The 12,966-nt window shown below is 52.6% G+C and carries 10 protein-coding genes; 5 read left to right on the top strand and 5 right to left on the bottom strand.

What is annotated here, in order from left to right:
* Window positions 1–645 precede the first annotated feature (645 nt).
* Together ACEW72_RS13000 and ACEW72_RS12995 are read right to left on the bottom strand one after the other, a co-directional pair.
* Window positions 646–1,992 (bottom strand): aminopeptidase P N-terminal domain-containing protein, encoded by a 1,347-nt coding sequence (locus ACEW72_RS13000; RefSeq protein ID WP_373476817.1) that lies wholly within the window; start codon window positions 1,990–1,992, stop codon window positions 646–648.
* Between the two features lie 67 nt (window positions 1,993–2,059).
* Window positions 2,060–3,676: a M28 family metallopeptidase gene (locus tag ACEW72_RS12995; protein WP_373476816.1), complete on the bottom strand. Its 1,617-nt coding sequence runs from the start codon at window positions 3,674–3,676 to the stop codon at window positions 2,060–2,062.
* Between the two features lie 352 nt (window positions 3,677–4,028).
* Between ACEW72_RS12995 and ACEW72_RS12990 the strand changes: the two genes are divergently transcribed.
* Together ACEW72_RS12990 and ACEW72_RS12985 are read left to right on the top strand one after the other, a co-directional pair.
* Window positions 4,029–4,451: a hypothetical protein gene (locus tag ACEW72_RS12990; protein WP_373476815.1), complete on the top strand. Its 423-nt coding sequence runs from the start codon at window positions 4,029–4,031 to the stop codon at window positions 4,449–4,451.
* Window positions 4,452–4,853: 402 nt separating this feature from the next.
* Complete coding sequence (locus ACEW72_RS12985) at window positions 4,854–5,252, top strand: BLUF domain-containing protein (protein ID WP_373476814.1); 399 nt, start codon at window positions 4,854–4,856, stop codon at window positions 5,250–5,252.
* Window positions 5,253–5,913: 661 nt separating this feature from the next.
* Here the strand turns inward: ACEW72_RS12985 and ACEW72_RS12980 are convergent.
* The 3 genes from ACEW72_RS12980 to ACEW72_RS12970 all read right to left on the bottom strand — a co-directional run bounded on the left by ACEW72_RS12980 (window position 5,914) and on the right by ACEW72_RS12970 (window position 8,807).
* Window positions 5,914–7,239: a DNA recombination protein RmuC gene (locus tag ACEW72_RS12980; protein WP_373476813.1), complete on the bottom strand. Its 1,326-nt coding sequence runs from the start codon at window positions 7,237–7,239 to the stop codon at window positions 5,914–5,916.
* Window positions 7,240–7,305: 66 nt separating this feature from the next.
* Complete coding sequence (locus ACEW72_RS12975; RefSeq protein ID WP_373476812.1) at window positions 7,306–8,073, bottom strand: phosphatidylcholine/phosphatidylserine synthase; 768 nt, start codon at window positions 8,071–8,073, stop codon at window positions 7,306–7,308.
* Entirely contained in the window at window positions 8,073–8,807 is a 735-nt protein-coding gene (locus tag ACEW72_RS12970; protein ID WP_373476811.1) for a phosphatidylserine decarboxylase, read from the bottom strand. Before ACEW72_RS12970 ends, ACEW72_RS12975 begins: the two co-directional genes overlap by 1 nt.
* 143 nt (window positions 8,808–8,950) lie before the next feature.
* Between ACEW72_RS12970 and ACEW72_RS12965 the strand changes: the two genes are divergently transcribed.
* The 3 genes from ACEW72_RS12965 (at window position 8,951) to ACEW72_RS12955 (ending at window position 12,953) form a co-directional block, all read left to right on the top strand.
* Window positions 8,951–10,171, top strand: coding sequence for an NADP-dependent isocitrate dehydrogenase (locus tag ACEW72_RS12965; protein ID WP_373476810.1), 1,221 nt, complete (start codon window positions 8,951–8,953; stop codon window positions 10,169–10,171).
* A gap of 104 nt (window positions 10,172–10,275) precedes the next feature.
* Window positions 10,276–12,045 (top strand): cation:proton antiporter, encoded by a 1,770-nt coding sequence (locus ACEW72_RS12960; protein WP_373476809.1) that lies wholly within the window; start codon window positions 10,276–10,278, stop codon window positions 12,043–12,045.
* 125 nt (window positions 12,046–12,170) lie between these two features.
* A complete protein-coding gene (locus ACEW72_RS12955; RefSeq protein ID WP_373476808.1) occupies window positions 12,171–12,953 on the top strand; it encodes a hypothetical protein in 783 nt (260 codons plus the stop codon).
* The last annotated feature ends 13 nt before the right edge of the window (window positions 12,954–12,966 follow it).

The following is a 12,966-nucleotide window of genomic DNA, read 5'->3' as shown; positions in this document are numbered from 1 at the left end:
GGTTTTCAGAGAATATTTGCGGAACCACACGGAGACAAAAGCGCTATACTACCCTCCCATGTTATTGTATTATAGGGATATATTGTACTCTTACGGACGTATACAAACCATCACTTGCCCTCTTTACCGGGGAACCAGTTTATCATATTGATTTATAGTAATAATTATCTTCAAAGTAACTGCAGAATCGTAATTGTAGTGTTACGTTAAAGCACCACGCATTTCCGCGGGTTTCTCTGCATTTAAACTGGGTTCCGGCAGCTCCATGCAACATGGATGCAACATGGGCCAATGCCCGTCGAGATTAAATCGGCTACCCAGCCGACTGGGTATTCCTGCAGACTAAGGGCTGTGTTAGTCGTCACACAAGTGTATTCAGTATCCATGCGTTATTGAGATACCGTTTTGGAGATTCACATTAGGGTGGAGACAAACGCGATATTCGCAGCTGCCGATTTCATTAGGAGACGACCTGAACGGCCATTTCGCGTTGTTGAGCGAGCTAAACCAATCAAGCTTGCCTCTCAGCATGAGCAGCACAACCCCATCGCAATCCCGGACGTTCAAGGTCCAGTTGGCGTTTCCCAAAAGCAGTACCCATATCCAAAGCTCTGCGTAATTTGCGGCTATTCTGCTCTGGATATATCAGGTGCGCCCAGCCGCCATAAATTGCTCTATCTCGATCGCGGTTCTCGGTATGCCCGCGCTGAGGTGCTCCGACCCAGTCGGGGTAACAAGATACATGTCCTCGATCCTGATGCCGTAGTTCTCTGATTGGAGATACAGGCCGGGTTCGATGGTTAGAACCGCCCCTGCGGGTAATGGTTGAGATGTATCGCCAGCGTCATGCACGTGCAGGCCGACAAAGTGGCCAAGTCCGTGGGAAAATTCATCAATCCGTCCTGCACGACGAAAAACGTCCTTGGCTGCTTCGCTCAGGTCACGAAAGTGAACGCCTGCCTTAAGTTTCTGCACTGCGGCATTTTGCGCCGCTAGCACCAGGTCATAATCTGCGCGCTGCTTTGGTGTGAACACGCCGCTTGCAGGGAATGTCCGCGTAATGTCGGATGCGTAGCCCCCTACGGAAGCGCCCGCATCGATCAGGATCATTTCCCCTTCGTTGATAGGGCCCTCGCCACCAGTGTAATGCAGAGAAGCCGCGTTACGTCCCGCCGCCACGATACTTCCATAACCAAGCCCTTGACCGCCGCCGGCTCTAAATTCAGCTTCAACTAATTCTGTCAGTTGCCGCTCATTCCAACCGGGGCGCACCGACCGCATAGCTGCCAAATGACCACGGCGCGTAGCCGCCACTGCTTTCTTGATCATCTCTAGCTCGCGGGGTTCCTTTACGATCCGCAAACTCGGCAATATTTTCGAGCTGTCGATCGTCTTCGCGCCGGGAATCCGTTGCGCAACCTTGCCATAGAGGTCAAGCACTTGGGGAATTGGGGAACTCGGCCCAACCAAGGGTCCCAAAAAATGCAGTTCTTTATGACGGGCTGCGAGATTCGTTACCAAACCCCCGAGCGCGCTGACCCTGGCGACCTGCTGGAAGCCAGTTCTGCGTTCAATTTCCGCTCCTAAAGGAACGCGCTCAACGTTCCATCGCTCAGTCTCGGGGTTCCTTGACGGAAGCAGCAGCATCTCGCGGTCTTGAAGCTCCCCGGGCGCCAAGACGAGCACGGCACCAGGTTCGTCGGTAACGCCGGTCAGCCAAGCGAAATCCGGGTCTTGCTGGAAAGCGGGGCCAACGGGCGAGTTAGTGACCACGTTGTCGGCCCCGTACAACACGGCAAGTCCGGTTTTAAGCTCCCGCATTAAACGTTCCCGACGTTCCCGAAATACTTCAGGTTCAAAGGGGAAGGTGCCGGCCGGTTTCCCATATCCGGCCGGTGGAAAAACCTGTGCATGAAGCGGAAACGTTGCGACTGCTGTAGAGCTTAGTGCGAAACCAAGCAGACTTCTGCGTGTCAATATACCCTGTTCCATGCATCCTACCCCTGTGTTTTAACGGTGATCCATTTAGTCATATCTTGCAAAAAACCATCAGCCGCGTTCAGTTTCCGGTTGCGCCATATCCTTTATAAAGCGTCCCGAAAAAATCGCCTTTGTTCCAGCGCGGCCGTTCGTCCGCATCCGCCAGATCGCGTGCGATCGCGAGGTTGAGCCCAACAAACTTTGCGGCTGCTCCCCATTTGATTGGCAGGTTCATGTCATCCGACGGCTGATGGTAATGTGTCGTCAGGAACGCAGCACCCGCCGCAACTCCGTCACCACCTGGACCGGTCACCAGGAAAACAGAAGGAATGCCCTGCTGCACAAAGCGGTAATGGTCCGATCGCGTAAAAAGACCCTCTTCCGGTTTCGGATCTGGTACGAGCGCAATCCCGATCGCAGCGCCTGCACGCGCGACCGCAGGCCCGATCGAAGAGCGTTCGGCACCAAACGCGACGACATCCTTGAAGTCATAAGTCACGATCGGCATGTCGAGATTAACATTCGCAACAAGATTGGCCTTCGGCAGCGTCGGATTTTGGGCAAAATAGTCCGCCCCGACTAGACCCTTTTCCTCTGCAGTAACGGCAAGGAACAGGATCGAGCGCTTCGGCCGGGCTTTCAGGTGTTTGAAGCCATGCGCAACTTCGATCATCGACGCGATACCCATCGCATTATCCATGGCGCCGTTGCAGACCTTGTCGCCCTTTACTTCAGGGCAAATTCCAGTGTGATCGAGATGGCCAGACAGGACAATGACCTGGTCCTTCAGAACCGGGTCTGTGCCCTCCAATATGCCAGCAACATTACTGCTCATTACGCGGTTGATTTCGGTCTTGAGTGTCACGCGCGCCCTGGTCGGCAAGGCCATACGCTTGGGATTACCCATTTTGCCTTCCGAGGCGGCAAAGACGATCTCCGCACCGCCAGGCATAGCAGCGAACAATTTTGCTGCTCCTACAAGACTTACAGACGCGAGCATTGGCGCTGTGCCGCCAGGATATGAGGGCATGCCGTTACCATCAGCCCAAGTCGCGCCCAAATACTGCCAGTTGCGTACACGTCGCGTGAACGCCGAAACTTTCTCGCGGGTCGGCGTATCAACGAGGATTATGCCGACTGCACCGCGCTTGGCGGCAAGCTCGCGCTTGCTGACTACGTTTGCGTAATGTGCGCGTTCCTCGGTTGGCAGTGAGGATGGTGCGCCCGCAAGCAGGACGACAATTTTGCCCTTTACGTCGATTCCAGCAAAATCATCGCGTTTGAAGTTAGGCGCAACCACCCCGAAGCCTGCAAATACCAATGGTGCGTCTAGTTTCAGTTCCGGTGCTAGGGGGGTGGTGCCCGGGAGGTAATCAACGCCGAATTCAAGCAGGGTTTCCGTCGACCCGCTGATGAGGGAAATGCTACCTTTGTCAGCCGCGCGAAATGTCACGAGCGGCACAGGTTGGATAAAACTGTCCGTTGCTCCGGCGGGCTTCAATCCCATGGTTTCAAATTGGGCAGCAACATACCGAGCGGCAATGTCATATTCGGGCGTTCCGGCTTCGCGTCCCTTCATCTCGTCGCTGGCCAGAAATCCGACATGGCCGCGCATCGCAGCTTCTTCTGGTTGCCATGTTTCCGCAGCAACGGGGGCTGAGAACGCAAAAAGTACAAAGACGGCAGATCGGAACATGGCAAAGACCCCAAAACAGTTTGGATTGACGTATCGGCTTATTTGAAACCGCGCAACATCGCAAAGTGATCGGACTTATGTCTGCTTAAGGTCTTTTGCGACTCAAATCCGGAGAGTCCGCTCCCGACCCAAAAATTAGACATTAAAATGGGACTAAACAGACGGGAGCTTTTGAGTTGACCGAGAATGTAGCTTGATGGCGGAAGTGTCGGCGACAGTCGATATGAACTATTTGACTTCAGGATTGCAGCCTCGGATCCAATGGTAAACGTTGGATATGCTGGCGCCTCAGCATTATTGCTAACATCACCAACAACGTTATAACTATTGCAGCTTTTTTGGAACACAGCCGTTGAAACTGTCAACACGTTACGGTCTTGTCGGAATTGGTGCTTTGGCATTGCTCTCGGGCATAGACTGGCTTCGGGAACGCCAGATGCGTCTGGAACCCGTCAGCGAGTATCTAATGGGCGTCACACCAAACTTTGCTGCTGCGATTGCCATAAGTTTTGTACTGATGAGCATTTGGGCTGACCAGACACGAAACGCCAACTTCGCGGCGGCAAGATATTGGTTTTTTGTATGCGCCACTGTCAGCGCATTGGGGTTATTTGGTTGGGAACTCTTTCAAAGAACGAGCGAACGGCTCGTTTTTGACGCGCACGATATACTCGCCACGCTTGTGGGCACAGGCACAGCCACGGTCATATTCTACATGGTCACTCCCCGAAATGCCAATAACAATGAATTGAACGGACAGAACGGGGCGGTCTGATGACGGCCCAGTTGCTGCCATCAATGGTGAGAACTCGAGGGATGAACGTATGGCAGCTATTAAGGAGCAAATTAGTTCGAATGGACGGCAGCAATGTTAGCGGAAGCCGAGTTTTTGACGTAATGCCCGCAATCGCGCTTCCCTTCGGCGGTTAGCTTCGCGCCCGCATGGGGCGATCGAGGGCGCCACTTGGGTGATAGATTATATCGTCGATAGCATGTGCAGTGGAAGCCATTCCTCCTTGCAGAACGTGTATTTGACCCGTTATGAGCATGAAGGTGATGCTCGAATTGGCGGATTGTATGGTAAGCCCCGGTTACGCGTCCGACCGCTACGAATTCATCGCATTTGATTCGGGCAAAACTTCGGTCTTTATAAAACATTGACCAGTAGGAATTATTGATGCCCCTTACTCAGATCGTATATTCATCTAAGCCGTTCGGATTTGACGCTTCGGTACTCGACGATATCCTAACCATATCACGAGTGCGTAACAGCCGAAACGATATTACCGGCACGCTGATTTGCCGAGCCGATATGTATTTGCAGTTGATCGAGGGGCCGGATGCAGCGATCCAAGCCACTTTTCAGAGGATTAAATCCGATGACCGGCATCTGGAAATGAACCTGCTGGTTTCGCGCCTCGTGACAGATCGGCTTTTCCCTAAATGGGCAATGCGCGACGATCCTGCGCGCAGCTGGATGTGGACCCAGCAAGAGGTCGCCGCTGGTGCGATTGCGGCTGCCACACCGACGCAAGTTCTTGCAGTCTTCGAACGACTGGCAAACGAAACTATCTAAGGGAACACCCAGATTAAGGCTGGTTCGCATAGTTTGAGGAGATTTCCATGCGGTATAGTCAAAAGTAGTTGCAATTCGGCTTGGGAGGCAGTGGCCCGTTGCGAAGGAGAACCTCCTTACCAATGCCAACATGAGACAGCTTTCCACCAACTCTACGCGACACCTCGACGTTTGCAGTGTTAGCGATAGCTATCCTCAAGTTTCTCCAGCGGAATGTCTGCCGTTTTCCTCCACAAAAGGGGACAGTCGCCTATCGGCCCACTTTCTGACGTTCGAGTTCAAGCCCGCCGGTGGATGGGTCGGTGATATTTTGGACCGCCAAGTCGGCACGATCAGGGTGGCTAAATAACTTTCATTTCTAGGACTTCTCTTTTGCAATCCGCCAACCACATGCGGAGCGCGAGCCATTGGGTATAAAGTTGAAGCACCCGTGTCAGTATTATCATGTATCAATACGGTATATCCTCCCGGAGCAGTTTCACGAGACACCCAAACTGTCTCAATAGCCCTGACTCCGCATTTTTTTGAGACGGAATAGCTTAATGGTCTAAACTCATATGAGACAGGTCATACAATATGCTGGTTGGTTACCCGGTGAACGCCCGGGAATGGAGGACTTGCAGGTTATTATTATGAGATCCAGGTTCGAAAAGCTGCAGTGTTATGCCGCCGCCTCACTTTGGTCTTCTATCATCCTGTTGGCGGCTTCTTCATTGTATCGCGGCAAAGCCTCTATTTCAGAAACATCTTCAAGATCCCGCTTTCCTGTTTCAATGTTCAAATCGGCAAATTTACGTCCTGTTGATAAGACATTGCGTTCAAAACTACCGACAAAATCATTATATTGACCGACCGTTCGGCCCAAGCTCGAACCCACTTTCTTCAAATGCTCTGCCGCCACAGCAAGGCGGTCATACATTTCTTTACCCAGCGCCCCAATCTGGCGCGCCTCGTCACTCAATTTCTTCTGGCGCCACATACCGGCAATAGTTTTCGCCAGAGGAAAGAACGTAGCAGGTCCCGACACTATGACCCTATTTCGGGCAGCGCGCTCCCACAAATCGAGGTCATGCTCTAATGCCGCAGAGAGGAAATTATCACCCGGAATATAGAGAACAACATAATCCGGTGCTTTATCAAATTGGTTCCAATACGCCTTCGAAGCCAGCGACTGGACATGTCCACTCACCGCGTTCGCGTGCTTTTTCATATATGCCAACCGGGCATTGGACTCCACTTCATCCACGGCTGCCAAATATGCATCAAGCGGACATTTTATATCGACGATCAATCTTTGGTCGCCGGGCAAATTGATAACAAAATCGGGACGGAAAATGCCGTCCGCGCTCGTAACGCTGACTTCTTTTTGATAATCTATCCCGCTTTTCAAACCCGCTATCTCAAGCAAATTTTCAAATTGCTGTTCCCCCCATCGTCCGCTCGCCTTGGGTGCAGAGCGGAGCGAATTGACGATTTTAGCGGCTTCGGTTGTGACTCGTTCCTGCCCTTGCTTCATCTCGCCGATCAAGCCTTTCAAGTCACCATAAGCGGCGGATCGTTCCTTTTCAATTCGATCGACTTGCTCCTCATAAGCCTTGAGCTTGTCGCCCACAGGCGAGAGCAGCAATTTAATCTTTTCTTCGTTTTTCTCACCAGCCTGATCGAAGCGTTCATTGGCGCGTTGTAAGAAGGATGCTTGTGCATCGTGCAGCAGTTTTTGGCTTATTTCGGCAAACTGCCCCGCCAAAGATTCTTTTGCGGCCGCCAATGTGGACAATTGTTCTTCAAAAGAATGTTCGCGTTCATTTAATGCCGTTTCAGCCTGTGCAAGCTTTATGCGCGCTTCTTCTCTTTCGGCTATGACGCCATCGAGGCTCAACCGCATAGACGCAACTGTTTCGGTCCCGTCATTTTTGCCGTGGCGACCCGCGAACCAGCCAATAGTCAGTCCGAGCAAAAGCGCGCACATGCCGACTATAGCGATCACTAACGGCTCCAACTTGCTACTCCCATAATAGAACGAAAATGGAACATAGCTGGTTGGCTGGCAACGTCAAGATTCTATAGTCATCGCTTTACGTGCACGTTTTACTTTCGCGTAACTCATCATACTGAATGGCAAAAGACCTACATAAACAACACTCGCGCCGATCAACGCGACCCACGGGGCGGCCACTAAGGTTGCGCCAAAAAGGCCGACACCAGCCAACGCAATAAAGCGAAAGCTTGGGCGGACCTTGATGGATGACCAACTGAATGTTGCGACATTGGAGATCATGAGCACGGCGACAATGAGGAGCCAAGGCGCGATAAATCGGTAATCCCTAACCCATTCTTGACCCGTTTCGAACCAAATTAGCATTGGCAGCAACGCCAGTCCGGCACCGGGCGGGGATGGCACTCCGGTGTTAAAACCGGCCGATTTATGGGGCTGATCATCGGTATCGATGCGCGCATTAAACCGTGCCAACCGAAGCGCCGCACACAGCACAAAGAACACACAGATCGTCCAGCCAAAGCGGGGCATATCCTGCATCACCCAAATATATATGATCAGGGCTGGCGTCGCGCCGAACGAGATTACATCCGATAACGAGTCAAGTTCTGCGCCAAAACGGCTTTCGCCCTTTAACATACGAGCTATCCGGCCATCCATTGCGTCCAATATACCTGCAACGACAATCGCGGCCACAGCACTTTCCCAGCGTCCCTGCAATGCGAACCATGCGCCAGAAAGCCCGGTGCACAGTGCCAATGCCGTTACCGCATTGGGTGCCAGCGCCCGTAGCGATATTCCGGGAAGGGTCGAACCATTCTTCATCAATGCGCAATAGCGACCAGATCCTGGTCGACCCCAAGTTCCGCAATCACCGTTTCGCCTGCAATACATCGCTGACCTTTTATGACACGCGATGCCGTACCCTGAGGCAAATAGACATCAACGCGACTGCCAAAACGAATAAGACCAATGCGCTGTCCGTTTGCGACGCTGTCGCCTTCTTTCACAAATGCGATGATTCGCCGCGCAACCAAGCCTGCAATCTGTGTAAACCCAATGCGCACACCGTCGCTGCGTTCCACAAGGAAATGCTGGCGTTCATTTTCTTCGCTGGCCTTGTCCAAATCGGCGTTCAGAAATTTGCCCGCAATATAGATCACTTGCTTTATCGTACCGCGAATTGGGGTCCGGTTGATGTGAACGTCAAACACGCTCATAAAAATGGAAACGCGGGTCAAAGGTTGATCGCCCAAACCGTCCGGACCGGAAAGTTCAGAGGGTGGCATGACCCGCTCAATCAACGTGACCAGGCCATCGGCGGGCGATACAACAAATCGGTCATCAATCGGGGTCGCCCGTGCAGGGTCGCGGAAGAATGCGAGAGTCCAAATGGTGACTGCGGCCATCGGCCACGCAAGCGTTTCCCACGCCATGATAGCGAAGAATAAAGTTAACCCGCCAGCAATAAGACCGAATTTTCGGCCTTCTGGATGAACGGGTGGAAACGACCATTTTGCGACCCCGGTACCCCGGTTCGTCAGTTCTTGTCTGCTCATGGGCCCTAGCTAGGGGAAGGCGTGCGATGTTACAACCATTTCCGCCAGATGCCGCGCTTGTGATAGCGCAGTTGAACATATGACAGACTTTGCTATGGCACCGCTCAAAGATCCGATCATCCCAATTGAAAGCGCGTCCCGTCATGGCAAAAATCAAGGTGAAAAATCCAGTCGTCGAACTAGATGGCGATGAAATGACTCGCATCATCTGGGAATGGATACGCGAGCGCCTGATTCTCCCTTATCTGGATATTGACTTAAAATATTACGACTTGGGCATTGAAAAGCGTGATGAAACGGACGACCGCATCACGGTTGATTCGGCCAATGCGATCCGCAAATATGGCGTCGGCGTCAAATGTGCGACGATTACACCGGATGAGGCGCGCGTTGAGGAATTCGGTCTTAAAAAAATGTGGAAGTCGCCAAATGGCACGATCCGCAACATTCTTGGCGGCGTTGTTTTCCGTGAACCTATTGTCATCCAAAATGTTCCCCGTCTGATACCGGGCTGGACCGATCCCATTGTTGTCGGCCGTCATGCTTTTGGCGACCAATATCGCGCGACAGATTTCCTTGTGCCTGGCCCTGGCACGCTTCGCCTTGTCTGGGACGGGGATGATGGCCGAACCATTGACGAAGAAGTGTTCCGTTATCCGTCATCGGGTGTTGCGATGGCTATGTACAATCTCGACGATTCGATCCGCGATTTTGCACGCGCTTCACTGAACTACGGCGTAGGTCGTCAATGGCCTGTATATCTGTCGACCAAGAACACAATTCTGAAGGCCTATGACGGCCGGTTCAAAGACATCTTTCAAGATGTATATGAGAATGAATTTGAAGCGAAGTTCAAGGAATTGGGCATTGTTTACGAACACCGTCTGATTGACGACATGGTTGCATCGGCCTTGAAATGGTCGGGCAAGTTCATTTGGGCCTGTAAGAATTACGACGGCGATGTGCAGTCCGATCAGGTTGCACAAGGCTTTGGCTCGCTCGGCCTGATGACGTCAATCCTGATGACGCCGGACGGTAAAACCGTCGAAGCAGAGGCCGCACATGGCACCGTAACCCGGCATTTCCGTCAGCATGAGCAAGGAAAGGCGACGTCAACCAACCCGATTGCGTCCATCTTTGCTTGGACAGGCGGCTTGAAATTCCGTGGCAAATTCGACGAAACTCCTGACGTTACCCGCTTTGCCGAAACCCTGGAAGATGTGTGCATTCAAACGGTTGAAGACGGCCATATGACAAAGGACCTCGCCATATTGATCGGTCCGGATCAGGCATGGATGACCACCGAACAGTTTTTCGAACAGGTACGCCTCAACCTCGAAAATAAAATGGGAAGCTGGCAATAAACGCTGCTTTTTGAATAAGACTTTTGAAGCGCGGGGCATATGTCCCGCGCTTTTTTGTTGGTACCGCCCTTCCCTTTGCGTGATGCTTGTGCGTAAAAAGCAGTATGGCAGGCGAACTCCAAACAGAAGGCCTCGGCAACGCGCTGGTAATTTTAGGTGCCGCCGGTGTTGTCATTCCCGCATTTGCCCGGGTGCGTATAAACCCGATCGTCGGATTTCTGCTAGTAGGGGTATTGGTCGGCCCCTTTGGCCTTGGTTCTTTGGCAGACAGTTTCCCGTGGCTTCGCTGGATAACCATCTCTGATGTCGAAGAAATTAGTCCACTGGGCGATTATGGAATAATCCTTCTTTTGTTTACCATCGGGCTCGAACTCTCGTTCCGGCGGCTTTGGAAAATGCGAAGGACGGTATTTGGCTTAGGTCCGGCGCAGCTTTTTGGCGGCGGCTTGCTGATCGCATTGGGGCTCTCATTTCTCGATTATAGTGCTGCAAGTGCCGTTGGTTTAGGGCTGGCGCTGGCACTTTCTTCGACCGCGTTAGTCGTTCCCATCGCAGGCACTCAATCCGCTGTCGGTCAGCGCGCGCTCGGTATGCTTTTATTCGAAGATCTGGCGATTGTACCGATCATCTTTGTCCTTGGGGCATTGGCTCCAAAAGCGGCCAGCGGATCGTTCGACGGGCTAGTGACTGTCATATTGGAAGGGGCATTGGTTGTTGGCATCATGCTATTGCTTGGCCGGTTTTTACTGCCATATCTCTTTGGCCAGGCGGCGCGAACCAAAAGTCCGGAACTATTTCTAGCCGCCAGTTTACTGGTCGTTATCGTTGCGAGTCTGGCAACCAGTGCGGTTGGCCTGTCGCCCATTTTCGGCGCGTTGGTTGCAGGTTTGCTGATTGCTGAAACCGATTACCGGCATGAAGTGGAAGTTATCACTGCCCCGTTCAAGGGCCTTGCCTTGGGTGTGTTTCTGATCACGATAGGTATGCAAATCGATCTTAACTTCATCCTTCAAAACTGGACTTTATTGGCGGCGGCTGTTTCAGGCATCATAATTGTGAAGTCGCTAGTCACAGGCGGGTTGTTGAAAATTGCCGGTGCGCGAACCGGCACAGCAACAGAAACGGGTCTTCTGATGTCTAGTCCGTCAGAGACCACTCTGATCGTGCTTTCCGCCGCCAGTGCAGCGCAATTGATCGACACGGAAACCGCAACTTTCTGGCAAGCGGCTACGGCCATTGGCTTGACGATTACACCAATATTGGCGCGGATTGGCCATGATATGGCGAAACGGATTGAATTGCGGGAAAGTGAGCCATTGCGTTCGGAAACTTTATCCGTCGGCGATCGCGCAATAATTGTGGGCTTTGGACGGGTTGGTATGTTGATTGCCGATATGCTGTCCAAACATGATCAGCCTTATATAGCCGTGGAGGCGAGCATTGATGCAGTCACATCGGCGCGACGGCGTGGCTATGACGTCATGTTTGGAGACGTGTCGCGGCACGAGGTGCTAGAAAGGCTCAACATCGCCAAAGCCAAGGCACTTATCCTGACAATGGATGAGCCGGTTTTGACGGCCCGGATTGTCAAGCGCATCAGGTCCGAATTCCCCGACCTGACCATCATCTCCCGCGCCCGGGACGCCAATCATGCAGCAGAATTATATCGGGCCGGAGTGACCGATGCCGTACCCGAAACGCTTGAAAGCTCGCTTCAGTTGTCCGAGGCAGTGCTGGTCGATCTTGGCATTCCGATGGGCTTTGTCATCGCCTCGATCCATGAAAAGCGCGATGAATTCCGCCGCATCATCATGGAACAAGGCGGATTGGAGGAAGCACCGAAGTTAAAGTCGCGAACACAAGAAGTAAGTTAGTTTTTTTAGGGATTGCCTGAACCTCCAGGAGCCTGATCGTTTCCAAAGGCTGGTCATTAATTCGTCATACGCGTCGCGCAACGTTTGCGGAAATCTGCCCTGCATCTGCAAAGGAAGCATCCGTAATGTCGAAGTTGAAACCGCCGCACATGATCCGGCAGCTAATGGTAAAAGGGTGCATGGGTGAATTTGCTTCGGGTACGAGCGCATTTAATCCTGATGAGAGCGTTGCGCTGGTGCGTTACTTTGCCCGGCTGGCAGCAGAATCCTCGCCCGAAGCAAACGACCAACTCGTCGAAATCTATCGCACGATAGGCGACGCCAGTATGGCGCGGCACAAGCCTCCGCAAAAAATCGCATGCAGCAAAGGATACGGAAGCTGTTGTCATCAACAGGTGTCGGTCAATGCTGTGGAAGTGTTCTACATTGCCCGCCGTCTTCGCCGGACAAAGGCGGTGGCCGACCATATGGCACGAATCGCGACGAAGCTGGCGAGTGGCCACGGCGATTCCGGTAAGTTAATTGACCCGGCCAACCCTTGCGCCTTTCTTGTCGAAGGGGTTTGTAGTGTTCATGTCGACCGACCTTTTGCGTGCCGAGCCATGGTGTCCCTCGATCTTTCGGCTTGCCTGCGTCGTTTTGAAAACGGAACGGGTCTTATTCCTTACCCGGTCGCAAACGAACCGATCAAGCAATGGCTCAACGTTTCGCTGTGGACAGCAATGCGAGTGAACGGTTTCCCGCCGCACACTTACGAACTGACCGCCGCAATTGATGCCGTTTTGCGCGATCCATCTATTGAACACGACTGGTATGCAGGCGATGATCGTATGGCTGCGGCCATAGACGACCGCGTGCCCGATCACTTCCCGCCATCAGATGCCTTGCGGGCGATGGCGCGAATCTGACACTATTGTGTCC

The sequence above is a fragment of the Sphingorhabdus sp. genome, assembly GCF_041737645.1.
Lineage (GTDB): Bacteria > Pseudomonadota > Alphaproteobacteria > Sphingomonadales > Sphingomonadaceae > Sphingorhabdus_B.
Note: the sequence above shows the minus strand (reverse complement) of the source record. Positions and strands in the feature narration are given on the sequence as shown.

What these genes read in the sequence shown, in the direction of transcription:
- ACEW72_RS12970 (WP_373476811.1), bottom strand. Translation starts at nt 8,807, where the DNA reads ATGAGCAGACAAGAACTGACGAACCGGGGTACCGGGGTCGCAAAATGG.
- ACEW72_RS12960 (WP_373476809.1), top strand. Translation starts at nt 10,276, where the DNA reads ATGGCAGGCGAACTCCAAACAGAAGGCCTCGGCAACGCGCTGGTAATT.
- ACEW72_RS12955 (WP_373476808.1), top strand. Translation starts at nt 12,171, where the DNA reads ATGTCGAAGTTGAAACCGCCGCACATGATCCGGCAGCTAATGGTAAAA.
- ACEW72_RS12995 (WP_373476816.1), bottom strand. Translation starts at nt 3,676, where the DNA reads ATGTTCCGATCTGCCGTCTTTGTACTTTTTGCGTTCTCAGCCCCCGTT.
- ACEW72_RS12985 (WP_373476814.1), top strand. Translation starts at nt 4,854, where the DNA reads ATGCCCCTTACTCAGATCGTATATTCATCTAAGCCGTTCGGATTTGAC.
- ACEW72_RS13000 (WP_373476817.1), bottom strand. Translation starts at nt 1,992, where the DNA reads ATGGAACAGGGTATATTGACACGCAGAAGTCTGCTTGGTTTCGCACTA.
- ACEW72_RS12975 (WP_373476812.1), bottom strand. Translation starts at nt 8,073, where the DNA reads ATGAAGAATGGTTCGACCCTTCCCGGAATATCGCTACGGGCGCTGGCA.
- ACEW72_RS12965 (WP_373476810.1), top strand. Translation starts at nt 8,951, where the DNA reads ATGGCAAAAATCAAGGTGAAAAATCCAGTCGTCGAACTAGATGGCGAT.